The 25,685-nt window shown below is 64.3% G+C and carries 25 protein-coding genes and 1 pseudogene; 16 read left to right on the top strand and 10 right to left on the bottom strand.

Translation table 11 applies throughout. The features are described from left to right. Positions 1 to 2 precede the first annotated feature (2 nt). From U5A82_RS14470 to U5A82_RS14445, 6 genes and pseudogenes are all read left to right on the top strand, one after another. On the top strand, positions 3 to 818 hold the full coding sequence (locus U5A82_RS14470) for a DUF2163 domain-containing protein (RefSeq protein ID WP_326291541.1): 816 nt from the start codon (positions 3 to 5) through the stop codon (positions 816 to 818). Continuing rightward, positions 815 to 1,174, top strand: a complete 360-nt coding sequence (locus U5A82_RS14465; protein ID WP_326291540.1) for an NlpC/P60 family protein — start codon at positions 815 to 817, stop codon at positions 1,172 to 1,174. Before U5A82_RS14470 ends, U5A82_RS14465 begins: the two co-directional genes overlap by 4 nt. A 41-nt stretch (positions 1,175 to 1,215) precedes the next feature. Beyond that, positions 1,216 to 3,399, top strand: a complete 2,184-nt coding sequence (locus U5A82_RS14460) for a phage tail protein (RefSeq protein ID WP_326291539.1) — start codon at positions 1,216 to 1,218, stop codon at positions 3,397 to 3,399. Positions 3,400 to 3,428: 29 nt separating this feature from the next. Then, positions 3,429 to 3,926, top strand: a complete 498-nt coding sequence (locus U5A82_RS14455) for a DUF2793 domain-containing protein (RefSeq protein WP_326291538.1) — start codon at positions 3,429 to 3,431, stop codon at positions 3,924 to 3,926. Positions 3,927 to 4,126: 200 nt separating this feature from the next. Next, the gene (locus U5A82_RS14450) at positions 4,127 to 5,200 is read left to right on the top strand and encodes an OmpA family protein (protein ID WP_326291537.1); all 1,074 of its coding nucleotides are present in this window, start codon (positions 4,127 to 4,129) and stop codon (positions 5,198 to 5,200) included. 879 nt (positions 5,201 to 6,079) lie between these two features. After that, positions 6,080 to 6,615 (top strand): annotated as a pseudogene (locus U5A82_RS14445) (superoxide dismutase family protein). Positions 6,616 to 7,146: 531 nt separating this feature from the next. On the opposite strand, the gene thpR reads toward U5A82_RS14445, so the two are convergent. Beyond that, complete coding sequence (gene thpR, locus U5A82_RS14440; RefSeq protein ID WP_326292948.1) at positions 7,147 to 7,704, bottom strand: RNA 2',3'-cyclic phosphodiesterase; 558 nt, start codon at positions 7,702 to 7,704, stop codon at positions 7,147 to 7,149. 123 nt (positions 7,705 to 7,827) lie between these two features. Between thpR and U5A82_RS14435 the strand changes: the two genes are divergently transcribed. After that, the gene (locus U5A82_RS14435) at positions 7,828 to 8,562 is read left to right on the top strand and encodes a Bax inhibitor-1/YccA family protein (protein ID WP_326291536.1); all 735 of its coding nucleotides are present in this window, start codon (positions 7,828 to 7,830) and stop codon (positions 8,560 to 8,562) included. A gap of 160 nt (positions 8,563 to 8,722) precedes the next feature. Here the strand turns inward: U5A82_RS14435 and U5A82_RS14430 are convergent, their stop codons facing one another. From U5A82_RS14430 to U5A82_RS14420, 3 genes are all read right to left on the bottom strand, one after another. After that, entirely contained in the window at positions 8,723 to 9,355 is a 633-nt protein-coding gene (locus U5A82_RS14430; RefSeq protein ID WP_326291535.1) for a glutathione S-transferase family protein, read from the bottom strand. A gap of 435 nt (positions 9,356 to 9,790) precedes the next feature. Further along, entirely contained in the window at positions 9,791 to 12,109 is a 2,319-nt protein-coding gene (gene clpA / locus U5A82_RS14425; protein WP_326291534.1) for an ATP-dependent Clp protease ATP-binding subunit ClpA, read from the bottom strand. A 162-nt stretch (positions 12,110 to 12,271) separates the two neighbouring features. Then, positions 12,272 to 12,469 (bottom strand): DUF1192 domain-containing protein, encoded by a 198-nt coding sequence (locus tag U5A82_RS14420; protein ID WP_326292947.1) that lies wholly within the window; start codon positions 12,467 to 12,469, stop codon positions 12,272 to 12,274. A 103-nt stretch (positions 12,470 to 12,572) separates the two neighbouring features. Between U5A82_RS14420 and U5A82_RS14415 the strand changes: the two genes are divergently transcribed. From U5A82_RS14415 to U5A82_RS14385, 7 genes are all read left to right on the top strand, one after another. Then, on the top strand, positions 12,573 to 13,577 hold the full coding sequence (locus U5A82_RS14415) for an NAD(P)H-quinone oxidoreductase (RefSeq protein ID WP_326291533.1): 1,005 nt from the start codon (positions 12,573 to 12,575) through the stop codon (positions 13,575 to 13,577). 156 nt (positions 13,578 to 13,733) lie between these two features. Beyond that, positions 13,734 to 14,606 carry a UDP-2,3-diacylglucosamine diphosphatase gene (locus U5A82_RS14410; RefSeq protein ID WP_326291532.1) on the top strand — a complete coding sequence of 291 codons (873 nt, stop codon included), beginning with the start codon at positions 13,734 to 13,736 and terminating at the stop codon, positions 14,604 to 14,606. Between the two features lie 70 nt (positions 14,607 to 14,676). Then, entirely contained in the window at positions 14,677 to 15,705 is a 1,029-nt protein-coding gene (locus U5A82_RS14405; RefSeq protein WP_326291531.1) for a glycosyltransferase family 4 protein, read from the top strand. Between the two features lie 128 nt (positions 15,706 to 15,833). Further along, a complete protein-coding gene (locus tag U5A82_RS14400) occupies positions 15,834 to 16,517 on the top strand; it encodes a DUF1013 domain-containing protein (protein WP_326292946.1) in 684 nt (227 codons plus the stop codon). A gap of 136 nt (positions 16,518 to 16,653) precedes the next feature. Continuing rightward, a complete protein-coding gene (locus U5A82_RS14395; RefSeq protein WP_326291530.1) occupies positions 16,654 to 18,360 on the top strand; it encodes a long-chain-fatty-acid--CoA ligase in 1,707 nt (568 codons plus the stop codon). A gap of 41 nt (positions 18,361 to 18,401) precedes the next feature. Next, a complete protein-coding gene (gene msrA, locus U5A82_RS14390; RefSeq protein WP_326291529.1) occupies positions 18,402 to 18,935 on the top strand; it encodes a peptide-methionine (S)-S-oxide reductase MsrA in 534 nt (177 codons plus the stop codon). 95 nt (positions 18,936 to 19,030) lie between these two features. Beyond that, positions 19,031 to 19,294, top strand: coding sequence for a hypothetical protein (locus U5A82_RS14385; protein WP_326291528.1), 264 nt, complete (start codon positions 19,031 to 19,033; stop codon positions 19,292 to 19,294). 217 nt (positions 19,295 to 19,511) lie between these two features. Here the strand turns inward: U5A82_RS14385 and U5A82_RS14380 are convergent, their stop codons facing one another. After that, a complete protein-coding gene (locus tag U5A82_RS14380; protein ID WP_326291527.1) occupies positions 19,512 to 20,465 on the bottom strand; it encodes an L-threonylcarbamoyladenylate synthase in 954 nt (317 codons plus the stop codon). 126 nt (positions 20,466 to 20,591) lie between these two features. On the opposite strand from U5A82_RS14380, the gene U5A82_RS14375 reads away from it, so the two are divergent. Continuing rightward, a complete protein-coding gene (locus U5A82_RS14375) occupies positions 20,592 to 21,410 on the top strand; it encodes an ATP-binding protein (RefSeq protein ID WP_326291525.1) in 819 nt (272 codons plus the stop codon). A gap of 20 nt (positions 21,411 to 21,430) precedes the next feature. Here U5A82_RS14375 and U5A82_RS14370 read toward each other — a convergent pair whose 3' ends face one another. Together U5A82_RS14370 and U5A82_RS14365 are read right to left on the bottom strand one after the other, a co-directional pair. Next, a complete protein-coding gene (locus U5A82_RS14370; RefSeq protein WP_326291524.1) occupies positions 21,431 to 22,756 on the bottom strand; it encodes a PQQ-dependent sugar dehydrogenase in 1,326 nt (441 codons plus the stop codon). Between the two features lie 51 nt (positions 22,757 to 22,807). Then, complete coding sequence (locus U5A82_RS14365; protein ID WP_326291523.1) at positions 22,808 to 22,981, bottom strand: hypothetical protein; 174 nt, start codon at positions 22,979 to 22,981, stop codon at positions 22,808 to 22,810. Between the two features lie 241 nt (positions 22,982 to 23,222). Here U5A82_RS14365 and U5A82_RS14360 point away from each other — a divergent pair, with 241 nt between their 5' ends. Then, positions 23,223 to 23,432, top strand: coding sequence for a hypothetical protein (locus U5A82_RS14360; RefSeq protein ID WP_326291522.1), 210 nt, complete (start codon positions 23,223 to 23,225; stop codon positions 23,430 to 23,432). Positions 23,433 to 23,440: 8 nt separating this feature from the next. On the opposite strand, the gene argC is transcribed toward U5A82_RS14360, so the two are convergent. The 3 genes from argC to U5A82_RS14345 are packed head-to-tail and all read right to left on the bottom strand — an operon-like array spanning position 23,441 to position 25,645. Beyond that, positions 23,441 to 24,385 carry an N-acetyl-gamma-glutamyl-phosphate reductase gene (argC, locus tag U5A82_RS14355; RefSeq protein WP_326291521.1) on the bottom strand — a complete coding sequence of 315 codons (945 nt, stop codon included), beginning with the start codon at positions 24,383 to 24,385 and terminating at the stop codon, positions 23,441 to 23,443. Further along, positions 24,382 to 25,290 carry a C40 family peptidase gene (locus U5A82_RS14350; protein WP_326291520.1) on the bottom strand — a complete coding sequence of 303 codons (909 nt, stop codon included), beginning with the start codon at positions 25,288 to 25,290 and terminating at the stop codon, positions 24,382 to 24,384. Before U5A82_RS14350 ends, argC begins: the two co-directional genes overlap by 4 nt. After that, positions 25,250 to 25,645 carry a MarR family winged helix-turn-helix transcriptional regulator gene (locus U5A82_RS14345; protein WP_326291519.1) on the bottom strand — a complete coding sequence of 132 codons (396 nt, stop codon included), beginning with the start codon at positions 25,643 to 25,645 and terminating at the stop codon, positions 25,250 to 25,252. Before U5A82_RS14345 ends, U5A82_RS14350 begins: the two co-directional genes overlap by 41 nt. Positions 25,646 to 25,685 lie beyond the last annotated feature (40 nt).

Below are 25,685 nucleotides of genomic sequence, written 5' to 3'. Positions count from 1 at the left end.
CGATGAGCCAAAGTGAAGAGCTGGGGCAGCCGCTCAATACGCTGGCCTTTTGCTGGCGGATCGAGCGGCGGGACGGGGTGGCGATCGGGCTGACCAGCCATGATCGCGACCTGGCGATCGGGGGCCTGACCTATCGCGCCGCGCCGGGGATGACGCCGTCTGCCGTGCGCAGCGGGATCGGGCTGGACGGCGAGGATAGCGATGTGGCGGGCGCGCTGTCGAGCGATGCGATCGGCGAGGTCGACCTGATGGCCGGGCGATGGGACGGGGCCGCGCTGGAATTGCGGCTGACGCAATGGGAAACGCCGGGCGCCTTGTGGCTGCTGCTGGCGAAAGGCGAGATTGGCGCAGTGGCGCGCAAGGGGGGCGGCTTTACCGCCGAACTGCTGAGCGCGGCGGCGGTGTTGAGCGCGCCGGTCGCGCCGTCGACATCGCCCGATTGCAGGGCAAGGCTGGGCGACGGGGCGTGCCGCGTGGATATGGCCGGGCGGCGCAGGATCGTGGCGGTGGACGGCGTCGCGGACGGCGCGGTGGCGGTCAGCGGGCTGGCGGCGGGGGCCTATGCCTTCGGGACGTTGCGCTGGCTGAGCGGGGCGAATGCGGGGCTGACGCAGGGGGTGGTGGACAATGGTGCGGAAGGGGTGACGCTGGCTGATCCGCCGGCCTTTGCGGTGGCGGCGGGGACTTTGGCGCTGTTGACGGAAGGGTGTGACCGGCAGTTGGGAACTTGTGCGGGGCGTTTTGGCAATGCGGTCAATTTTCGTGGGGAACCCTATCTGCCGGGGATGGACCTGCTGACCCGCTATCCCGGCGCATGAGTGTCATTACGCGCGCGCGGGCGCTGATCGGGGTGCCGTTCCGGTTACATGGACGGAGCGCAATGGGGCTGGATTGCGTGGGGCTGGCGGCGCTGGCGATGGGGCGGGACGCGCCCTGCGCCTATGGGCTGCGCAGTGGCGATGTCGGGCGAGCGGAGGACTGGCTGCGGGCGGCGGGGTTGCGGCCGGTGGACGTGGGGCGGCCGGGCGACCTGGCGCTGGTGCGGCCGGGGCCGTTGCAACTGCATCTGATGATCGCGACGGGCGACGGCTTCATCCATGCCCATGCGGGGTTGGGGCGCGTGGTGGAGACGCCGGGGGTGTCGCCATGGCCGGTCATCGGCTGGTGGGCATGATCTAGCCAGTTGTTGGATACATTTGTTTGGGGGAGCGGGATATGGCGACGGTAGTGCTGACGGCGGTGGGCACCGCGCTGGGCGGGCCGATCGGCGCGGCGATCGGCGGGTTGATCGGCAATGTGTTCGACAGCCAGATTTTGTTCCGGCCCAAGGGGCGGGAGGGCGCGCGCCTGTCCGAATTGCAGGTGCAGACGTCGACCTATGGGACGCAGCTGCCCCGGCTGTTCGGGACGATGCGGGTGGCGGGTACGGTCATCTGGGCGACCGACCTGAAAGAGGTCAAGAATAAGAGCGGCGGCGGCAAGGGGCGGCCGAGCGTGACCAGCTATGCCTATTCGGCGAGTTTCGCGGTGGCGCTGTCGGCGCGGGCGATCCGGTCGGTCGGGCGGATCTGGGCCGACGGCAATCTGCTGCGCGGGGTGGCAGGGGATTTCAAAACGGAGCTGTCGGGCTTTCGCCTGCATGCGGGCGGGGAGGACCAGCCGGTCGATCCGCTGATCGCGGCGGCGGAGGGCATAGCGCTGACCCCGGCGCATCGCGGTGTCGCCTATGTCGTGTTCGAGGATCTGGCGCTGGCCGATTATGGCAATCGCATTCCGTCGCTGACGTTCGAGGTGGCGGCGGATGACGGGGCGGTGCCGATCGGCGCGCTGGCGATGGACCTGAGCTGTGGGCGGCTGGATGGCGGGGGGCTGGCCGAAGTGGACGGCTATGCCGCGAGCGGGGCGGATGTGCGCGCGGCGATCGCGCCGCTGGTCGAGGCGCATGGGCTGGCGCTGCGGTCGGATGCAGGGGGCATGCATTTGGTTGCGGCGGGCGCTGCGGAGGGCATGATCGACGCGCAGGCGTTGGCGCGGCGGGTGAACGGCCGGGCGATCGATTCTGTGGAACGATCGGGCGGGGCGGCCGATGGCGTGCCGGTGGCGCTGAGCCTGCGCCACTATGATGCCGCGCGCGACTATCAGGCCGGGGTGCAGCGGGTGACGCGGCCGGGGCCGGGGCGGCAGGAGCAGGGAATGGAACTGCCCGTCGTGATGGCGGCGGATGCGGCGCGGGGCCTGGTGGCGTCGCGGTTGGCCGAGGCATGGACCGGCCGGACGACGATGACGCTGCGGTGCGACTGGCGCAGCCTGGCCTTTGCGCCGGGCGCGGTGGTGACGGTGGCGGACGTGCCGGGGCTGTGGCGGATCGAGGAGCGCGAATGGGAAGCGATGGCGGTGCGGCTGGCGCTGCGCCGGGTACCAGGCGCGGGCGGAGCGTTGCCGAGCGGGGCGTCTTCGGGCGCGATCGTGCGGCAGGCCGATGCGCCGCATGGTGTGACGACGCTGATACTGGCCGACCTGCCGCAGTTGAAGGACGGTGCGGCGACCGCGCCGCTGCTGGTCGCGGCGGCGAGCGGGGGCGAGGGCTGGCGCAGTGCGGCGCTATTCATGATGAGCGGGAGCGGGGAGGCGACGCCGGTCGGCCGCAGCGCGCCGCGCGCGATCATGGGGACGACGCTGGGCGCCCTGCCGGTCGGGGGCGGGACGCTGGTCGATCGGCGGCATAGCCTGTCGGTGACGTTGCTGGCGTGGGACATGGTGCTGGGCGGGGCGGATGACGCGGCGCTGGGGCAGGGGCGAAACCTGTGCCTGGTGGGGCAGGAACTGGTGCAGTTCGAAACGGCGGTGCGGACCGGGCCTGCCAGCTATCGGCTGAGCGGGCTGCATCGCGGATTGCGCGGCACCGAATGGGCGATGGCGGCGCATGGCGTGGGCGAGCCTTTCCTGCTGATCGAGGAGGAACGGCTGGTGGCGCTGGGGATGGTCGGGGAGACGGGCGCGCCGCTGCGGGTCGCGGCGGTCGGACTGGGCGATGTCGAGCCGGTCGAGGCGGGACTGGTCATCGGCGGGGCGGCGTTGACGCCGCCGTCGCCGGTGCATCTGACGGGTCGGGCCGAGGGCGGCGGGCATGTCTTCGGCTGGGTCAGGCGCAGTCGTGCGGGATGGCGGTGGAGCAATGGGGGCGACGCGCCGCTGGGCGAGGAGGTCGAGCGCTATCGCATCACGGTGATGGATGGGGAGCGGATCGTGCGGAGCGCGGAAACGGGCAGGCCGCAATGGACCTATGACGGCGCGATGATCGGCGCGGACGGGACCGGCGGCCAGTCGCTGGTGCTGGAGGTGCGCCAACTGGGCACATGGGCGCAGGGACGTATCGCACAGATTGGCTTCATCGCCTGACGGCGCGTTATAGAGAGGGAGAGACGATTATGGATGGGACGCCGCGTTGGGCCTTGCCGCTGCTGTTTGCAGGACAGGCGCAGAAGGAAGTCTATCATAATGAGGCGTTGGCGCTGATCGATGCGCTGTTGCACGGGCGGGTCGAGAGCGCCGACCTGAGCGCGCCGCCCGGTGCGCCGGTGGTCGGGCAATGCTGGATCGTCGCGGCGGGCGCGTCGGGCGGCTGGGCCGGGCAGGCGGGCGCGATGGCGCTGTGGACGCAAGGAGGGTGGCGTTTCGTTCCGCCGCGCGCGGACCTGCGCGTCGCCGTGGCGGACCGAGGCCATGACTTATGTTATGACAGCGGCGAATGGCGGCCGGGTCAAATCAGGGAAGACGGCTTCTATATAGACGAAAAACGGGTCGTCGGGCCAAGGATGGCGGCCATCCACGCCCCAAATGGCGGAACCGTGATTGACGCGGAGGCACGCTCTACCGTCGCAGACATTCTGGTCGCCTTGCGCACCCACGGCCTGATCGAGAGCTAATATTACGTTTTTGTGTTTTTGTTGTTGCAGCTGTGATTCATTAGTCTAATTAATGGCATTATTAGCTTGGATACCTCATTAAAGCCGGGCTAGTGCGTTATTTTTGCAACGGTTTCACTAATTGTGGACTTGCTATGAAACCTTCTTGCGGATACAGGGTTTCAGCAGTCCTTCGTGACACTCTTGAAAGGGGAATTCAAATGCGGAAGCTTGCCCTCGCGGCTGCGCTTGCGACCAGCGCTCTGGCCACTCCGGCCTTGGCGCGTGACAACAGCTGGTATGTTGGCGTCGACGCCGGCGTCCTGCTGGTCGAAGACCAGAACCTGACCTTCCCGGGCGCAACCGCGCCCCGTAACCGTGCCGTTCCCGGCATCGATTACCATAAGGGTTATGACTTCGACGCCAATATCGGTTACGATTTCGGTGGTTTCCGCCTGGAGGCTGAAGCAGCCTACAAGCGCGCCAAGATCGACCTGGGCGACACCGGCTTCGGCGGTGCGGCCTCGGCTCTTTCGTTCATGCTGAACGGTTTGCTGGACTTCGGTCCCGATGATGGCCTGCAGGGCTTCGTCGGCGGCGGCGTCGGCGTATCGCGCGGCAAGCTGGCTTCGGACATCGTCAACGACAGCGACACCGGCTTCGCCTGGCAGGCTATTGCTGGCGTCCGTTATCCGGTCACCAACAATGTCGACGTTTCGCTGAAGTATCGTTTCTTCAACCAGGACGATATCAAGCTGATCCCGGCTTTCAACAGCGTCTACACCGGCGCGGGCGTCCAGGGCGAAACCAAGCTGCGTACGCATAGCGTCCTGCTCGGCCTGACCTACAACTTCGGTGGTGAACCGGCTGCTCCGCCGCCGCCCCCGCCGCCGCCCCCGCCGCCCCCGCCGCCTCCCCCGCCGCCCCCGCCGCCGGTTGCTGAATGCAACCCCGGACCGTACATCGTGTTCTTCGAATGGGACAAGTCGGACATCACGCCCGACGCTGGCACCATCCTGGACAACGCGGTTTCGGCCTACAGCAGCTGCGGTAGCGCACAGGTCATGCTGGCCGGTCACGCTGACCGTTCGGGTGCCGCTTCCTACAACGTCGGCCTCTCGCAGCGCCGCGCTGACTCGGTCAAGGCCTATCTGGCCTCGAAGGGTATCCCTGATGGTGTGATCACCACCCAGGCCTTCGGTGAATCGAAGCCGCGTGTCGACACCGCGGACGGCGTTCGCGAAGTCCAGAACCGTCGCGTGGAAATCAGCTACGGTCCGGGTTCGGGCATGTAAGCCGATTTCCATTCCTCGGAATGGAAACAGAATTGGGGGCTGGTCTTCACGGACCGCCCCCTTTTTCTTTGGGTATCGTTGGCGGCCGGTTGATGGCCAGATGCGCCTGACTGAAGCGAGCGGTTGACGCCAGATGACGGCATTAGCGGCTGGTCAGGACGATCGTGATTTGCCTGCCGAAAGCCGGATTCTGGTCCATCCTTTTCGTCGGCTGCTGAATGGCTCTCAAGGCCACCGATCGACGTAGACGGCGATGGCAACGCAGTATGTCCTGCCAGTGCGCCAACTGCGCGACGTGTTGCTATCCTCAAGTGCGACAACGGTGGCCTGATTGGAGTGGGGAAGCGTTATCCTAGCGGTGCCGCGCTTGAGTGTCTGCGGCGGCGCGTCGATGATGATCGTATAGGGCGGCCCCTTGGGCTTGGATTTCCGGCCCGCCATCTAATATTATAATGCGATGATGCTGACCCATAAGGCAGTTCCCCGGCGTGGGCCGGGGAATACTTCTGAGCGCGGGACTTGACCCCGGCCTACGCCGGGGAACAACTGGCTATAGGTTCCTATCAAGGCAACCTGGTATAATAGCGGCAAGCCCTTTACGCTGCTTCTGGCTCAGCGAATGATGTGGAGGAGGTGGTCGGCTTTTTCTTCATCGATCGGGGGCGAGAGGCTAACCTGCGCGTCGCTGTTATGGTCCGTTGCGTGCGAACTGCTGCATTTGGAGGTGCTGGCGGTGAGGAGGCGGGAGCGGAACTGTGACGCAGTTTTGCTTCTTGCGAACGCCTTTCAAAAGATCGATGACAAATCGGTGCGGATGAGCAACAAAAGGCATCCAGCGGCGTTTGCCCTTTATCTTCGCCCTTCCTTGGGAGCCTATCCATGAAATTTTTTCCGCTTTTTGCTGCCCTGCCGATCGTGTTGGCGGGGTCCGCTTGCGCGACCGCATCCGAAACGGCCAAGGCTGCGCCTACCGCTACGGCAAAGCTGGCGGCGGCCGATGGCGCTGCGCGCGGCACGGCGATGGTGACGCAGGCGGCCGACGGTCTGCACGTCGTCGTCAAGGCGCAGGGACTGACGCCTGGCATCCATGCCGTCCATATCCACACCACCGGCCAGTGCGCCGCGCCCGATTTCGCCAGTGCGGGCGGGCATTGGAATCCGACTGCGCGCAAGCATGGCAAGGATAACCCGGCTGGCATGCATATGGGCGACATGCCCAATATGACGGTCGGGCCGGATGGCACGGGCGCCATCGAATATCATGTCGCCGATGCCGCTATCAGCGGGGGGCTACGCCGCTGCTCGATGCTGATGGCGCGGCGGTGGTCGTGCATGCGCAGGCGGACGACAATGTCAGCGATCCGGCAGGCAATGCCGGTGGACGCGTGGCGTGCGGGGTGCTGTCTGCGGGGTGAGCGTTGCGGTGAGGGCTGACGCCGGGCGTGATCCCGTGGGATCGGCCTTGGCAGTTGGTCATCAGCTTTGTGATCGGCGCGGCGTCCGGGTGGACACCTGCCAGCTTAGGTAATGAAAAAAATGCCCCGGCCCATGAGGTTCGGGGCATTTTGTCCGATCGGCAGGCTGCGAATAACGGTCTATCCTGCGGCGGCGGATGGTTCCGTTGGGCAACCCATCGTTCGATCCCATGGATCATGCCGCATTACAGGTCGACGCGGCCTACGAAATCGCTGCCGTTACCGGGCGCGGTTTGTACGCGGTAGATCCGGCATGGGCTAGAATGGCAGTGGCGATCCTATCATAGCCGATGACGACGGGCCGGTCGGCGCGGCGCATGGGGCGTATAGGCGAAGAGCGCTTAGCCGTGCCCACCATGTTTTTCAGCTGGGTGAGAGGCTGTCGAACAGGCGCTTTGCGACCGACGCCCAAAGCCCGGTCGTTCAGGATCACAGCTTTTTTCGATCTGGACGATGGAGAGCGAAGGGTTTTCAATCCCGGTGCGGTTGGTGCATTCCATCGGCGGCATAATGGTCCACTGCATGATAGATGGCGCCATCATGACCGAGATGGCTTTCGAACAGCGTAAAGCCATCGACGCGGAACGGTGCGTCGGTCAATGCAGCATGACGGGCGAGAAAGGGCTCTATCAGGCCGCCCGACCGGCCGAAGCGGGCGAGGGTGATGTGCGGCAGGTAGGCGCGGCTTTCGGGCTGCAACCCGACAGAGACGCAGGCCCGGTCGATCTTGCGATGCAGGGCCGCGAGCGGATCACGCGGCTTGACGCCTGCCCAGAGCGTATCGACCACGCCCTTGCGATGGAAAGCGTCGACGCCCGACAGATGCACGTCGAACGGCGTGAAGCGGATGGTGGCCAGCGCGTCGGCGATATCGTTTGCGCAATGGCGGTCGACCTGGCCGATGAAGCGCAAAGTAAGGTGCAACTGGTCGTCATCCTGCCATCGCGCCATGTCCACGCCGGTCATGAGCGACAAGAGCCGGGCGCGCTGATCGGTGGGCGGGCGTATGGCGACGAACAGGCGGTGCATGGGTTGGATATAGAGCGTCGTGCGCGATCTGCCACGGATCATGCGGGTTTGGCTTGAAACGCAGGGCCGAAGCGCCGATAATAGGGAAGTCGGCGATAGACGCCGGTGAAGGAGACGATTTTCATGGCCAACTGGTCCGACCCCCGTTCCGACATTGCGGGCTTTGGCGGTGCCACCGCTGCGCGCGGCGAGGCGTTCGACGCCGGGCTGCGCCGTTATATGCTGTCGGTTTACAATTATATGGCGAGTGGCGTGCTGCTGACGGGCGTCGTCGCGTTGCTGTTCGCGTCGAGCGGCCTAGCCTATCAGGTGCTGGCTGGTCCCGGCATCCTGAAATATGTCATCATGTTCGCCCCGCTGGTGTTCGTGATGGTGCTCAGCTTCGGCATCAATCGCCTGTCGACAGCGGCGGCGCAGGGCCTGTTCTGGGCCTATGCGGCGGTGATGGGTCTGTCCCTGTCCTCGATCTTCCTGGTCTATACGGGCACCTCGATCGCGCAGACATTTTTTGCAACGGCGGCGGCCTTCGCGGGGCTTAGCCTGTTCGGCTATACCACGAAGAAGGATCTGTCGGGTTTCGGCACCTTCCTGATCATGGGCGTGGTCGGCCTGCTGGTGGCGAGCCTGATCAATATGTTCATGAAGTCGAGCGCGCTGGACCTGGTCATCAGTGGCGTCGGCGTCCTGCTGTTCGCGGGTCTGACCGCCTATGACACGCAGAAGATCAAGAGCATCTACGCGCATGTCGCGGGCACGGACATGATGGGCAAGTCGGTGGTGATGGGGGCGCTGAACCTCTATCTCGACTTCATCAACATGTTCCTGTTCCTGCTGCGCCTGTTCGGCGATCGTCGCTGATCGCAGCGTTTTTAGGATAAGCGAAAGGCCCGGTGGAGCGATCCGCCGGGCCTTTTTCTTTGGATTCCTATGAGAAGACGGTGGAACTGGACCCCGGCCTGCGCCTGGGAACGTCGCCTGGATGTGGGCCTGGACGGTTGGAGCATATCTGTCAGGCCCGTCAGCCCTGCTTCTGCATCTGTGCGATGAGCGCGCCGTCGATGGCCTTTTGCTGTTTGTAGGCTGGGCGTTCGCGCAGCCGGGCGGCGTAGGATTCGAAGGCGGGGCGGCTGGGAATGGTCTCGAAGCTAAGGCCCCAGTCGATCTGGGCGCCGACATAGACGTCGGCGGCGGTGAATTGATCGCAGCAGATCCATGGCCCATTGGACAGCGCGGTTTCGAGCGCGTCGATGGTGGTATCGAAGGTGCCGTAGCCTGCCGATCGTTCCTTTCCTTCGGGGACGACGAAGCCCATCGCCTTGTTGGTGATCGCAGATTCGAGCGGTCCGGCGGCGAAGAAGAGCCAGCGATAATAGGCATGGCGATCGGCGGGCGCGGGCGCCAGATGGGCGGCGGGGAAAGCGTCGGCAAGATAGGCGCAGACCGCGGCGCATTCGGTCACCACCTTACCGTCATGGACGATGGCGGGCACCTTGCCCATCGGGTTGATCGCGCGATAGTCGGCGGCCTTCATGCCGGTGTCGCCATAGTCGAGGATCACCGTGTCATAGGCTTCCCCGACTTCCTCCAGCATCCAGCGGGCGATCTGCCCGCGCGACATGGGGTTGGTGTAGAGGGTGAGAGTTTGGGGCATGGGACATCTCTCCTTGAGGGCCATGGGGCGGAGATTGGCGCAAGAGGCGGGAGATCGCCAGACCTAGATTTATCGAGGCGCTTTTTGGGCAGGGGGGACTTGGCTGGGGCGCGGTCGACTTTCTAGCGGGGGCGGTAAATCTGGGTGGGATGCGGACGTTCGCTCCTTGGACACCGATTTGGACACCGTTCGCCCTGCGCTTGTCGAAGGGCCTTTCTTATCGAATAAGTAAGGGGCTTCGACAGGCTCAGCCCGAACGGATTTTTTTATGTCGACAAGTGGCCGCAACCTATGCGGAGGGTGGTGGCAGATGGCCATGGTTGGGCAGGTTCGATGTGCCGCCTCGGCATTTGGACCGCGTCGCAACGGATGAGGCATGAAGAAAAAGGGCGGCCGTTGCGGGCCGCCCTTTTCATCTTTGCGATAGTCAGGCGCTTATTTCGTGCCTGCCGATGCCTTGGCCTTGCCGCCCTTCTTGCCCTTTTTGGGAGCCGCAGGGGTGATCTGGAAGGCCAGCGCTTCGTCCTTCATATGGACATGGACCTCGCCGCCATGGACCAGCTTGCCGAAGAGCAGTTCCTCTGCGAGCGGCTGCTTGATCTTTTCCTGCATCAGGCGGCCCATCGGACGCGCGCCATAGAGCTTGTCATAGCCCTTCTTCGTCAGCCAGGTCTTGGCATCGTCGTCCAGGGTGATGTGGACATCGCGGTCGGCCAGTTGCAGCTCCAACTGGAGCACGAACTTGTCGATGACGCGGGCGACGACTTCGGTCGGCAGATAATCGAACGGCACGATCGCATCGAGGCGGTTGCGGAATTCGGGGGTGAAGAGTTTCTTCACCGCGTCTTCCTGCACATCCTCTCGGGTGAACTCGCCGAAACCGATCGACTCCTTCGCCATGTCCGACGCACCGGCATTGGTGGTCATGATGAGGATGGTGTTGCGGAAATCGACGGTCTTGCCGTGATGATCGGTCAGGCGACCATTATCCATGACCTGCAACAGGATGTTGAACAGGTCGGGATGCGCCTTTTCGATTTCGTCCAGCAGCAGCACGCTATGTGGATTCTGATCGACCGCGTCGGTCAGCAGGCCGCCCTGATCATAGCCGACATAGCCCGGAGGCGCGCCGATCAAACGGCTGACCGAATGGCGCTCCATATATTCGGACATGTCGAAGCGCTGGAGCGGGATGCCCATGATCGAGGCAAGCTGGCGCGCGACCTCCGTCTTGCCGACGCCGGTGGGACCGGAGAAGAGATAGTTGCCGATCGGCTTGTCGGGATCGCGCAGGCCCGCGCGCGACAGCTTGATCGCGGAGGACAGCACTTCGATCGCCTTGTCCTGGCCGAAGACGACGCGTTTCAGGTCCGTGGTCAGCGAACTGAGCACGGTCTTGTCGTCGGAAGACACGGTTTTGGGCGGGATGCGGGCCATGGTGGCGATGACCTGCTCGATCTCTTTGGGCGTGATCGTCTTCTTGCGCTTGGAGGGGACCACGAGCATCTGCATCGCGCCGACTTCGTCGATCACGTCGATCGCCTTGTCCGGCAGCTTGCGGTCGTTGATGTAGCGCGCCGACAGCTCCACCGCCGCCTTGATCGCGTCGGGGGTATATTTGACGTGGTGATGCTCCTCGAACGCGGTCCGAAGCCCGGCGAGGATCTTGATCGTATCCTCGACCGATGGTTCGTTGACGTCGATCTTCTGGAACCGGCGCAGCAGCGCGCGGTCCTTTTCGAAGTGATTACGGAACTCCTTGTAGGTGGTCGATCCGATACAACGGATCGTACCGCCCGACAGAGCGGGTTTCAGGAGGTTGGACGCATCCATTGCGCCGCCGCTGGTCGCGCCCGCGCCGATCACGGTGTGGATTTCATCGATGAAAAGCACCGCGTGCGGCATCTTTTCCAATTCGGTGACGACCGCCTTCAAACGCTCCTCGAAATCGCCGCGATAGCGGGTGCCGGCCAGCAGCGCGCCCATGTCGAGCGAGTAGATGACCGCTTCCTTGAGGACATCCGGCACTTCGCCTTCGATGATCTTGCGCGCGAGGCCTTCGGCGATCGCGGTCTTGCCCACGCCCGGATCGCCCACATAAAGCGGGTTGTTCTTCGAGCGGCGGCACAGAATCTGGATGGTGCGATCCACCTCCGCCGTGCGGCCGATCAGGGGATCGACCTTGCCGCGACCCGCCTTTTCGTTGAGGTTGACGGTGAACTGGTCGAGGGCACTGTCCTTCTTGGCCTTTCCGTCCTGCACCTTTTTTTCCTCCTCGGCGGCGCCCTTCGTCTCCTGACGCTCGGGCGTGGGCGTGCCCTTGCCGACGCCGTGGCTGATGAAGCTCACGGCATCGAGACGGCTCATATCCTGCTGTTGCAGGAAATAGACGGCGTAGGATTCGCGTTCGGAGAAGAGCGCGACGAGCACGTTGGCGCCCGTCACTTCATCCTTGCCGGACGACTGGACATGGAGGATGGCGCGTTGGACGACGCGCTGAAAACCGCTGGTGGGGGAGGGGTCGCTGGCCCCTTCGACCTTCAGGCTGTCGAGTTCGGTGTCGAGATAATGGGTGACGGCGTCGCCCAGCTCGCCCAGCTCCACGCCGCACGCCTGCATCACCTTTGACGCATGTTCGTCATCAATCAATGCCAGGAGGAGATGCTCCAGCGTGGCATATTCGTGCTTGCGCTCGGACGCGTGCGTCAGAGCGTTGTGCAGCGTGGTTTCAAGAGCGGGTGCAAATGAAGGCATGTCTGTTCTACTCCTGGCCCCAAAGAGGGGCGGTATCGAACCATATGTCGGCATTGCTCGACGCAGGATCAAGATGCGCATGTCGCGCGGCCCGACCAGCGGAATTGCCTGACTGCCAAAGCCCGGTGGAGCCGATCACGGCGCAGGGGGCATGGCGCGGGTTCATCGCCTGAATAACGCCTCGGCACTTGCCTTATGGTTAACGGCGTTTTCCTTCGTCCGTCTGGTCCGCGCCATTTCCGTTTCCAGGGCGGCGATGCGGGCATCCAGTTCGGCTACGGACAATGGCCCCAGATCCTGTTGCAACAGGCGGGTCAGCGGATCGTCGCCCTTGTTCGGCAGATCGTCATCCAAGTCCATGACGGCAATGTTGACCCTGCGGGCCACTCTGTCAATAAGGGCGCAAGCTCCGTCCGTCGATTTCTGGTGCGGTGCAATATAGTTAACGACCGGGGGCGGTATTATGTCTGATTTGGGCGCACTTGCTGGCGAGATGACGGCGATCGGGATTCCGGTGCCCGGCGGGCCGGACGCGCTGGTGGTGCAGCGGCGGTCGGTGCCGGTGCCGGGCGAGGGCGAGGTGTTGATCAAGGTGGCCGCAGCGGGCGTGAACCGGCCCGACGTGCTGCAACGACAGGGCAAATATCCGCCGCCGCCGGGGGCTTCGGACATTCCGGGGCTGGAGGTGTCCGGCACTATTGTTGCGGCGGGCGGCGGCGCGGACAAGCTGGTCGGGCAGAAGGTGTGCGCGCTGCTGGCAGGCGGGGGCTATGCGGAATATGCGGTCGCGCCTGCGGGCCAGTGCCTGCCGCTGCCCGACGATTATGATCTGGCGGAAGCGGCGGCGTTGCCCGAGACGCTGTTTACGGTTTGGACGAACCTGTTCGAGCGCGCCTATGTGGTCGCGGGCGACACGGTGCTGGTCCATGGCGGCACCAGCGGCATCGGGACGATGGCGATCCGGCTGTGCAATCTGTTCGATATCCGGATCATCGTGACCTGCGGGTCGGACGAGAAATGTGCGCAGGCCAAGGATTGGGGCGCGGATCATGCGGTCAATTACAAGACCCAGGACTATGTCGAGGAGGTGAAGCGCATCACCGGCGGGCAGGGTGTGCAGGCCGTGCTGGACATGGTCGGCGGCGATTATGTGCCGCGCAATCTGAACTGCCTGGCCGAGGATGGGCGGCATGTGTCGATCGCCGTGCTGGGCGGGGCGAAGGCGGAGATCTTCATTCCCGCGATCATGCAGAAGCGGCTGACGATCACCGGATCGACTCTGCGGGCGCGATCGGTGGGGTTCAAGAGCCTGGTAGCCGATGAGTTGATGCGCAATGTCTGGTCGTTCGTGAGCGAGGGCAAGCTGCGCCCGGCGATGGACCGGCAATTCGCGCTGGCGGACGCGGCCAAGGCGCATGCGCGGATGGATGCGGGCGAGCATTTCGGGAAGATCGTGCTGGTGGTTTGACGGGGTGCTTCATTGCCTGTCACCCCAGCCTTCGCCGGGGTGACGGGGCAGTGAAAATCCCGCAAACCGTAGCATTTCCGTCATATTCTCTGCGGTTTTGTAACATTGTCACGCTAGAGAATTGGTCCCGAGGACACACGTCTTGGGGATCGCACCATGAATGCCATCACGCGCCTGCCCTTTCTGAGCGATTTGGAAGAGGGCGTCGACGACCGCTTTCACATTCCCGAGCGCGAGGGGAAGCGGCGCCGCTATCGCACGATCTGGATTTCGGACATTCATCTGGGCACGCGCGGCTGCAACGCGGCGATGCTGATCGATTTCCTCGACAATGTGGACAGCGACACCATCTATCTGGTCGGCGACATCATCGACGGTTGGCGGCTGAAGAAGCGCTTCTACTGGCCGGCCAGTCATAATGACGTGGTGTGGCGGCTGATGAAGCGGGCCAAGCGGGGCACGCGGGTCGTCTATATCCCCGGCAATCATGACGAAATGTTCCGCCAGTTCACCGGCATGAATTTCGGGGGTGTGGAAATCCGTCGCAAGGCGATCCACCAGACGGCGGACGGGCGCAAGCTGCTGGTGCTGCATGGCGACGAGTTCGACACGATCATGCTGGCGCATCGCTGGCTCGCCTTCGTGGGCGACGCGGCCTACACGACGCTGATGCAGCTGAACGTGGTGGTGAACGCGGTGCGGCGGCGCATGGGCCTGCCTTATTGGTCGCTGAGCAAGATGGCCAAGCACAAGGTCAAGAACGCCGTGTCCTTCATCTCCCGCTTCGAAGAAGTTGTGGCGCATGAAGCCGGGGCGCGGGGCGTCGACGGCGTGGTGTGCGGCCATATCCACAATGCCGAGATGCGCGAGATCGAAGGCATCGACTATTATAATGACGGCGACTGGGTGGAAGGCTGCACCGCGCTGGTCGAGCATGGCGACGGTCGGATGGAAGTGCTGCACTGGGCCGATGAGATCACCAAGCGGGAAGAGGCGGAACAGGCCGAACGAGCGCGGATCGCGGCCTGAGGTGAAGACAATGGATGATCGTCATGGCTTCGCGCCGCGCGCAATGACGGATGAGTGAAAGGCTATTCTCATGCGCATAGCGATCTTCACCGATGCCTGGACGCCGCAGGTCAATGGCGTGGTCCGCACGCTCCAGACCATCCAGGGCGAACTGGAGCGGATGGGGCATGTGGTGAAGATCATCTCGCCCGATCTTTACGGCTCCATTCCCTGTCCGACCTATCCGGAAATCCGGCTGGCGCTGGTGCGGTCCGCCACAGTGGGGCAGGCCATCGCGGCGTTTCGGCCCGATGCGGTGCATCTGGCGACCGAAGGGACGCTGTGCCTGGCGGCGCGGCGCTGGTGCCTGCGTAGCGGAGTGCCGTTCACCACCGCCTATCACACCCATTTCCCCGATTATGTGGCGCAGCGCACAGGGCTGCCCGCTGCCTGGTTCTGGCGCTATATCCGCTGGTTCCATGGTCCCGCGCAGGCGGTGCTGGTGTCGACCCGATCGGTGCGCGAGCAGTTGCGCGCCCATGGGCTGCCCAATGTGCGGCCATGGGGCAGGGGGGTGGACCTGGCGGCCTTCACGCCCGATGCGCCACCGCCTGAACAGTTCGCCGATCTGCCGCGCCCGATACAGCTCTATGTCGGTCGCGTGGCGGTGGAAAAGAATCTGGAGGCTTTCCTGGCCACCGATCATCCGGGGACGAAGGTCGTGGTGGGCGATGGGCCGGCGCGCGCGGCGTTGGAGCGCGCCTATCCGCAGGCGCTGTTCATGGGGCCCTTGTTCGGCGAGCAGCTAGCGGGCGCCTATGCCGGGGCAGACGTCTTCGTCTTTCCCAGCCGCACCGATACGTTCGGCCTGGTGATGATCGAGGCGCTGGCGTGCGGCACGCCGGTCGCCGCCTATCCGGTGACGGGGCCGATTGATATCGTGACGGCGCAGAGCGGGGCGCTGTCGGACGATCTGGGGCAGGCCATCGCGCAGGCGCTGCGATGCGACAGGGATGCGTGCGCCGACTATGGGCGGAGCTTTAGCTGGGAACGGAGCGCACGCGAATTTCTATCAGGACTGCATGCCATTGCGGCGTCGCTGATCGAAAGCGCGGCCTGACGCGCCACCCTATGCTATTTTCTTGCCGGACGCGGCGGGATGCTCTATCTCCAAACGGTCGCGGCCGCCCTGATTGGGCGGCCCTTATCGTTTTTACGTGCCGGAGAAACCCCGTGTCCCAGCCCCTTATGCCCCATGCGACCGCCAGTTGGCTGGTCGACAACAGCGCTCTGAGCTTCGACCAGATCGCGGAATTCTGCGGGCTTCACATCCTGGAAGTGCAGGCGATCGCCGACGATACCGCCAGCATCAAGTATACGGGCCGCGACCCGGTGCGCGCCCATGAAATCACCATGGACGAAATCCACAAGGGTGAGAGCAATCCCGACTATCGGTTGAAGATGCTCAAAGGCCCCGAGCCGGTTCGCCGGACCAAGGGCCCGCGCTACACCCCGGTCAGCAAGCGCCAGGACAAGCCGGACGGCATCGCCTGGATCCTGCGCCATCACCCCGAAATTTCGGACGGGGCCATCGGCAAGCTGATCGGCACGACGCGCACGACCATCGCCGCGATCCGTGATCGCACCCATTGGAATATCTCCAACATCACGCCGAAGGATCCGGTGACGCTGGGCCTGTGTTCGCAGCGCGAACTGGATGCCCTGGTGGCAAAGGCCGCGAAGAAGGCGGGCATCGAGGCCCCGACTGATTCGCGCCTGGATGGCGACCGCGAGGCGCTGATCGAGGAACTGCGGCGTGAGCGTCAGGACACTTTGCGTCGCGCCGAGGAAGCGTTGAAGAGCGAAACCGACCTGATTTCCGCGACCGCCACGATCATCGACCCGTTCAGCAACAACAAGGGCGAGGTGTGATGCCGTAGCGTCATCGGCGGCTTATGCTAAGTCGCTGCGATGCAGCATTTTTAAGGGCCGCGTGGCGCACGTCACGCGGCCCTTTTTGCTGTGCTTGACGCTTGCGTAAAGCGGGCCGTGCCCATACACTTCGGGCATGGAGAGCATAGAAAAAACCTGGAGAGAGCGGTACCAGCACCCTACGGTCTGGGACCAGACATTCCCCCCGCTGTCGATGGGCGACATGGTCGTGAACAGCGCGACCGCCCATCCTGACGCGCCGATGATCGACTTCATGGGGCGGCGTTTCAGCTATGGCGCGATGCTGGAGCAGATACGCTCCGTCGCCTGCGGTTTGCAGCAGAAGGGCGTGCAGAAGGGCGACCGGGTCGGCCTCTACCTGCCCAACACGCCCCATTATGTCGCGGCCTATTATGGCGCGCTGATGGCCGGTGCGATCGTCGTCAACTTCTCCCCCCTCTACAGCGCCGCCGAACTGGAGCATCAGGTCGAAGATAGCGGCACTAAAATCCTTTTCACCCTGTCGGCGAAGGCGCTGCTGCCCACCGCGCTGGAGGTGCTGGAGGACAGTACGCTCGAAACCCTGGTGGTCGGATCGGTCGCCGAAGTGCTGTCGCCGGTGAAGTCGCTGCTGTTCCGCTGGTTCAAGGCCAGCGAGAGCGTCGCCCTGCCGGACGATCCACGCGTGATCCGCTACGACCGGCTCATCGCCAATGCGGGCGCCTGTTCGGTGCCGGAGATCGATCCGGTCAACGACGTGGCGTTGCTGCAATATACCGGCGGGACAACCGGCACGCCCAAGGGGGCGATGCTGACCCACCAGAATTTGACCGCCAATGCGCGGCAGGCGCAGGCCATCGACCCGCATGCGAACGAGGCCGACCGGATCATCGCGGTGCTGCCTTTCTTCCACGTCTTCGCCAATACCTGCACGCTCAACCGCACGGTCATCAACGGCGGCGAAATGGTGATGCTGCCACGGTTCGACGCGGCGCAGGTGCTTGCAGCGGTGCAGCGGGTGAAGGCGACGTCGCTGCCGGGCGTACCCACCATGTTCCAGGCGCTGCTGGATCATCCCGCGATCCGGAACATCGATTTTTCATCGCTGCGCGCCTGTATTTCGGGCGGCGCGCCGCTGGCGCTGGAACTGCGGCAGAAGTTCGAGGCGGCGACCGGAGCCAAGCTGATCGAAGGCTATGGCCTGACCGAAACCAGTCCGATCGTCTGCTCCAATCCCTATGAGGGGTTGAACAAGACCGGGACGGTGGGCCAGCCGGTGCCGGGGACGCGCGTGAAGCTGGTCGATCGCGAAGATCCGACCCGTCCCCCGCCCGAAGGCGAGCCGGGCGAACTGCTGTTCGCAGGGCCGCAGATCATGAAGGGCTATTGGAACAGGCCGGACGCCGATGCGGAAGTGTTTATCGGCGAGTTTGTGCGGACGGGCGATGTCGGCCTGATCGACGAGGACGGCTATGTGAAGATCGTCGATCGGTTGAAGGACATGATCGCGGTCGGCGGGTTCAAGGTCTTCCCCAGCCAGGTGGAGGCGGTGCTCTACCACCATCCCGCCGTCAAGGAGGCGTTGGTGATCGGGGTGCCCGATCATTATCGGGGCGAACAGCCCAAGGCGTTCGTGACCCTGAATGAGGGGGCGGAGATCGACGGCGCGGCCTTGAAGGACTGGGCCAACCCGCAACTAGGCAAGCATGAGCGGGTCTGCGAAGTGGAAGTGCGGCTGAACCTGCCCAAGACGTTGGTCGGCAAATTATCGCGCAAGGAACTGGTGGCCGAGGAGCGTGCGAAAGCGGATGCGGCGCGGCAGCAGGCTGGAACCGACGCCTGATCCTTCCTATCTGTGTTGGCAACATGGATAAGGACATGAATATGGCGCAGGAAATCGCGACGCTGGCTGGAGGATGTTTCTGGTGTACCGAGGCGGTGTATCAGAACCTCCGGGGTGTAGAGGGTGTGGAGAGCGGCTATATCGGCGGGGAGAGGCCCAATCCGACCTACGAGCAGGTATGTTCGGGCACGACCGGACATGCCGAGGCGATCCGTATAACCTATGACCCGACGGTTATAACTTATGCCGATCTGCTCGACATTTTCTTCGCCACGCATAATCCCACGACGCTGAACCGCCAGGGCAACGACGTCGGCACGCAATATCGGTCGGCTATCTTCCCGCATTCGCCCGAGCAGGAGGCAGATGCGCAGGCGGCGATCGAGCGGGCGCAGGCGGATCAGAGCGATCCGATCGTGACCACGATCGAGGCGGATGCGCCCTGGTATCCGGCCGAGGATTATCATCAGAAATATTGGGACCGGGTCGGCGACCAGAACCCCTATTGCATGGCGGTGATCCCGCCCAAATTGGCCAAGTTGCGCAAGGGCTTTGCCGCGCGCATCGAGGACTGATTTTTCCACCGACTTTTGTGTTTCGCGCCGTCCTTAGTGGGCGGTTCATCCGTCCCATGCTAAGGACGCGCGAACGCACAAGTCGGGGATGAACCATGAAGATGAAGTTGTTGCTGGGCGCGCCGTTGCTGCTGTTGACGCTGCCGGGCTGCGTCCGCACGGTTGCAAGCGTCGTGACCGCGCCGGTGCGCGCGGGATCGCAGGTCGTGGACTGGTCGACCACCAGCCAGGAAGAGGCCGACCGCAACTATGGGCGCAAGATGCGCAAGCAGGAAGCGCGCGAAGGCAAGGAACGCAAAAAGGCGGACGAGGCGCGACGTCGGCAATGCCGCGATGCGGGCTATGATAACTGCCGGTGAGATAGGGGGCAGGGCTGACGGGTGCTTGGCCCTTTATGGGCGTTTGGGCGGGAAGTGGCTCGACCATTGCATGCCGTTCGCGCCGAGCCTATCCTGAGCGCCTTTCTGGCAGGACAGTCAAAGGGTGTCTCTCTTACTAAAAGAGTAATGGGCTTCGACAAGCTCAGCCCGAACGTATGTTTGATGTTGGTAACTACCGAAACCACCAATCCCGTGCTCAAGCCGCCGCGCGTTTCAACCGGTCGTTAATGGCCGCGCCGATCCCGTTGTTCGGGATGGGGGCGACCGCGATGCGGGCGGCGGCGCTGGCGTCCGCGACATGCAGGGCCGCGAACAGATGAGCGGCGGCTTCCTGGATGTTGGCCTCCTGGCTCAGGTTGATGTGGCAGGGCATCAGGCCGAAGCCGATCAGATATTCGTCCTTCTCCGCTCGCAGCGCGTTTAGCCGCACCGGTTTTGACGGGGCGTAATGGCTTTCGAGCTGGCCCGGCGCTTCGATCTTTGCGTCATCGCCGACGATGACGGGCAATCCCGTCGCGTCCTCCAGCATGGCGGTGGTCACCGGACCGGGGCGGAGCAGGCGGATGCGATCCGCTTCAGGGGCGGCGATGGTGGATTCCAGCCCCTCGCTGGTCGGTCCTTCGTCCAGGATCATGCGGATCTTGCCGTCCAGGCTGGCCAGCACATGCTCGGCGCGGGTGGGGCTGATCGATCCGCTGCGATTGGCGGACGGGGCGGCAAGGGGGCAGCCGCTTGTCCGAATGAGCGCGCGCATCGCCGGATGGGCGGGCAGGCGCAGCGCGACGGTCGGCAGGCCGGCGGTGACAAGCGGGGACAGGCCGCTGTCCGCGCGGACCGGCAGCACCAGGGTTAGAGGCCCCGGCCAGAAGCGGTCGGCCAGAAGGTCCGCCACGGTAGAAAAATCGGCCAGCCGCCCCGCCATGTCGCGATCGGCGACATGGACGATCAGCGGATTGAAGCTGGGTCGCCCCTTTGCGCTGTAGATGGCGGCGACGGCGTTGGTGTCAGTGGCGTCGGCGGCCAGGCCATAGACCGTCTCGGTCGGCACGGCCACGGGTTCTCCCGCACGGATGAGCAAGGCTGCTTCCCGCAAGGACTCTGTGCCATAGCGGCAGGATCTGGTGGAAAAGACTGGATGAGCGATAGTCACAACCCCCGCGATATAGACCCCCATGTCCGCGAGTAAAAGGCCATTGCGTCAGGGGCATGACATCAGCCGCAGGCGCTAGTCCCGCCGCACCTTGCCGCCGACCCTATCCATGGCTAATCCCCCGGCATGACCGACGCACTTCTGACCCGTATCGCCGAGGCGCTGGAGCGGCTCGCGCCGCCGCCGCCCGTGTCCGCTGACCTCGACGCGTTCCCGGCCTATGTCTGGGACGGGCGCGCGATCCAGGCGGTGGAGGCGTTCGCGCCGGTGGACTATGCGCTGTTGGCCGGGATCGATGCGCAAAAAGGCGCGCTGCTGGACAATAGCCGCCGCCATGCGGCCGGGCATGCGGCGCATGATGTGCTGCTATGGGGCGCGCGCGGGACGGGCAAGTCGGCGGCGGTCGCTTCCGTCGTCGGTCTGTTGCAGGGGGAAGGGCAGGACATCGCCCTGATGCAGTGCGCGATCGACGAACTGGCGAGCCTCCCCGCGCTCTTTTCCTTGCTGCGGGGCACGACGCGGCCCTTCATCCTGTTTCTGGATGACCTGGGGTTCGAGGAGCAGGGCGTGGGCGACGCCCGCGCGCTGCGATCGCTGTTGCAGGGCGGGACGGCGGCGCGGCCGACCAATGTCCGGCTTTATGTGACGTCCAACCGCCGCCATATCGTGCCGCGCCACCTGTCGGAACAGGACGACCCCATCAATCCGCGTGACGTGGTGGACGACAAGATGGCCTTGTCCGACCGGTTTGGCCTGAGCCTTGGCTTTCATGCGCTGGATCAGGACGCCTATGTCGCGATCGTCAGCGGCTATGCGGGCAGGCTCGGCATCGCGTTCGACCCGTTGGAAGCGATCCAGTGGTCGACCCAGCGCGGCAGCCGATCGGGCCGGGTCGCGTGGCAATATGTCGTGGAACTGGCCGGGCGGAATGGGCTGACGCTTTAAAGCCGCCCGCCCGGCCCCGATTATTGCCCCTTCGTCACGCGCCAGATCACGCCGCCGACATCGTCGCTGACCAGCAGCGCGCCCTTGGCGTCGGCGGTGACGTCGACCGGGCGGCCATGGGCATCGCCATCCTTGTCGAGGAAACCGGTCAGCAGGTCCACCGGCTTGGCCTTGCCCGCTTCGCCATCAGCAAAGCCGACATAGACGACCTTGTATCCGGCGGCAGGCTTGCGATTCCAGCTGCCATGCAGGCCCACGATCGCGCCGTCGGTGAAGGGTGCGCCCAGTTGCAGCTTGTCGGCGAAGGTCAGGCCAAGCGGGGCGACATGATTGCCTAGCGCATAATCGGGGCGCTTGGTATATTCGCGAATTTCGGGGCGCTGCGGCTGGACGCGGCGGTCTTCATACCCGCCCCAATAATTCCAGGGCCAGCCGTAGAAGGCGCCGAATTCGACCCGGGTCAGATAGTCGGGGACGAGGTCTCCGCCCAGCATGTCGCGTTCGTTGACCACGCCCCAGAGCGCGCCGCTTTTGGGTTCGAAGGCCAGGCCCACGGGATTGCGCAGGCCCGAAGCGAAGATGCGATAGCCGTTGGTCTTGGGGTTCACTTCCAGCACCAGCGCGCGGTTGGCTTCGCTCTCCAACCCATTTTCGCCGATATTGCTGTTGGAGCCTACGCCCAGATAGAGCAGCCCCTCGGGGCTGGCGGTCAGGCTTCTGGTCCAGTGCATATTGGGGGCCTGGGCGGGCAGGTTCAGGATCTTGCGGCCCTTGGCCGTGATCGCCGTTTCGCCCGCCTTATAGGGGAAGGCCATCAGCGCATCGGTGTTCGCGACGAAGAGCGTGTCGCCAATGAGCGCCATGCCATAAGGCGAATTGAGACCGGTGAGGAACGCCGTCTTGGTTTCGGCGCGGCCGTCGCCATCGGCGTCGCGCAGCAGGGTGATGCGATTGGCCGACGGGACGCCCGCGCCCGCCTTGTTCATCAGATAGCCCATCACCTTGTTCACGATGCCGCCCTGCGGGCGGGGCGGGCTGTTGGTTTCGGCGACCAATATGTCGCCATTGGGCAGGCGCAGCATCGAACGCGGATGGGCAAGGCCGTTGGCATAGCGCGCGACGACCAGCCCCTTGGCCGCAACCGGCTTTTCGTTAGCGGTCCACGGCTTCACGTCGGCGATGTTGACGGTCGGAAACATCTCGTTGCGCGGGGTCGTGAACACCGGCTCCTTGCCCGTATCCGCGCCCGGGGGCAGTTGCGCGGTATTGCCCTGCGCGAGATACAGGAAAATACCGCCGCCGATCAGGAGGAGGATAAGGGCGAGGGCCAGGATATGCTTCTTCATGCGCCCACATCTATGCGGAGCCATGGCTGTGGGCAAGGCGGTCTCGGCGGCTTATTTACCGCGTTCGCGCAGCCATAGCAGCAGCGCGATCAGCACGCCCGCGCCCGCGCCGACCAGCAGCCCGATGCTGGGCTGGCCCAACAATCCACCGCCGATCGCGCCGCCCAGAATCAGGAAGGCGATGATCGCGCCAGCGCCGGTCGGTTCTTTCTTCCCCTTGGTCATCACCGCCCCTTGCCATGGACCGGCGAACAAGGCTAGCGCCTTGGGGCGTGATGCGCCTGTCACGGGCGATGGCCCGTTTCGGGATCGATCGTCCCGGCGCGGGACCGATGTGTCATATCGGGATTTGGCTAACGACCGATTCACCCTGTAATCCGGCCAGTGCCGCCAAAGCCCTGAAATGGCACGGCGATTGAAGGGCATGCTTCATAATAAGGTCGCCAAATAAAAGTCGGGGTTTGCTATGCAGTTGCCATATCTTTCGGGTCGAAAGAGCTATGATGATGCGGCCGAGTTGATCGCCGCTTTCGGCGACGACGCCGGCTATGAAGCCGCGGCGCGGGCCGACCGCAGCCTGGACATGGGCAATCACATCCATTTCTGCCATTGGCGGCAAATAGAGCGGCTGATCGTGTTGTTGACCCACGATCAGGCGCTTGGCACCATTCACTGAAAGACGCGTTAGAGGCGCAGGCCCGCTATTTCGGGCAGGCCCGCCAGGATGTTGAGATTCTGAACCGCCGCGCCTGCCGCGCCCTTGCCCAGATTGTCGAGGGCGGCGACCAGTCGCGCCTGACCGCTTGTCTCGCTGCCGAACACGAACAGCGCCAGCCGGTCAGTTGCGCCGACATGCTCCAGCGTTACCTGGCCCAGGGCCGCGCTATCCTCCAGCGACGCGACGCTGACGATCGGCGACCCGGCATAGGCAGCCGTCAGTGCGGCGTGGACGTCGGCGACCGTCGGCGAACCGTGCATTGCGCTCAACTGGAGCGGCACTTCGACGATCATGCCGCGATAGGCGTTGGCGACCGCCGGGGCGAACAGCGGCGGATGCGACAGGCCCGAATAGCGCGTCATTTCCGGCACATGCTTATGTCCCATCGACAGGCCATAGGGGCGGAAGGCGCTGGGCGCGCCACTGTCGCCCTCATATTCGGCGATCATCGCCTTGCCACCACCCGAATAGCCCGACGCGCCCGATACCGTCACCGGCCAGTCGACCGGTAGCAATCCGCCCAGCACAAGCGGACGGACGAGCGCCAGAAAGCCGGTCGGCCAGCAGCCGGGATTGGCGACGAAGCGGCTGTTCGCCAGAATGTCGCGATGGCCCGGCTCCAGTTCGGGGAAGCCATAGGTCCAGCCATCGGCCACGCGATGCGCGGTCGACGCATCGATGACCCGGCTATGGTCGTTGTCGATCAGGGACACGGCCTCGCGTGCAGCGTCGTCGGGCAGGCACAAAATCACGATATCAGCGGCGTTGAGCGCATCGCGGCGAGCGCCTGCATCCCGGCGCTGTGCTTCCGCCACGGTGAGCAGCGTCAGTTCAGGGCGACCGGCCAGCCGGTCGGCAATTTCGATGCCGGTGGTGCCATGACCGCCATCAATGAAGACGTTGATGCTCATGCGCTGATCCTCCGCCGCGCGATGATGGGCTGCGGATGGCTGTCGGCCAACCGCGCGACGACGTCGGCCAGAGGCTCCGCCACCACCGCCATCCAGTGGGCATTGGCGTGCAGCAGGGTCTTGGCGTCGGCCATGATGCCGACATGGCCGGAGAAGAAGATCAGGTCGCCGCGCGTGAGCGCCGCGTCGCTGTCGATCGGCATGCCAATGCCTTCGCATTGCAGATCGGTGTCGCGTGGGACGGCCATGCCTGCCTGGCCCAGCGCCACCTGCACCAGTCCCGAACAGTCGATGCCGCGATGGCCGCGTCCGCCCCAGATATAGGGCTGGCCCAGATAGCGTTCCGCGATGGCGACCCAGTCGGCTGGCTTGCTGTCGACCGGTTCGGCATGGCGGGCATGAATATAGCCTTCGGCGCAGGCGATGAAGGCGCCCTGCGTTTCGCCGGAGAACAAGGCACCGCTCGGCCAATGGTCGGCGATGGCAGACTTGATGTCCGGCGCGCTGAACAGCGGCGCGCTTGCCACCTTGATGCGGTGGTTGTGCGGCTCCAGCAGATCGAGCGCGTCGCGGCGGATATAGCCGACATAGCCGTCATGCCCGCAAAAGCCCCAGGCCCATTCGGTCATGACGTCGAGCGCGTGGAACGTTTCGCCGCGCAGTAGCTCGCTGACCGCTTCGGCCGTAGGCGCAGCGGCCGACAAGATAGTGGTGCCCGCCGCGACGCAGGTCAGCGGCACGGCGCGGGCATAGTGGGCGGAAAACAGAACCCCGGCGAGCGACAGATCGGCTAGGTCGCCGCGCGCGGCATGCGTGCGCCGATCCAGCGCGACCGAACGGCCGCCCAGTTCGAAACGGGTTCTTTCAGGCGGTGCGTTCCGCGCGGATGTGATCGTGCCTGTCATCGCGGGCGGTTCCTGCGATGAAATGGTGAAAGGCGTCAAGAAATTCCGCCCCTTTTGGCGTTCGGGTGATAAAAATATTGCGACGATCCGCCGCATCCCGCTCGCGGCGAAGATAGCCGAGCGCCGAAAGCTTGTTCAACGCGCGGGTGATAACGGGCTTTGACACATGCAGCGCTTCGGCCAGGCCGCGCACCGTATGCGGCCCTGACACTATATAGACCGTCATCATCAACGCCATCTGGCGATTGGTCAGATCGGGTTTTCCCGACCGAACATAATCGACGAGAGTGCGCATCCATTGGCCAATGGATTGAAGGCCGGAGCGATCGGGTTCGGTGGCGGAAAGCGCGTTCATGCAAGCTCTAACGCACGATTCACAATCCGGTTGCGTAACG

The organism is Sphingobium sp. CR2-8, assembly GCF_035818615.1.
Taxonomy (GTDB): domain Bacteria; phylum Pseudomonadota; class Alphaproteobacteria; order Sphingomonadales; family Sphingomonadaceae; genus Sphingobium.
The sequence above is the reverse complement of the archived record's forward strand: the minus strand, read 5'-3'. Positions and strand labels throughout refer to the sequence as shown.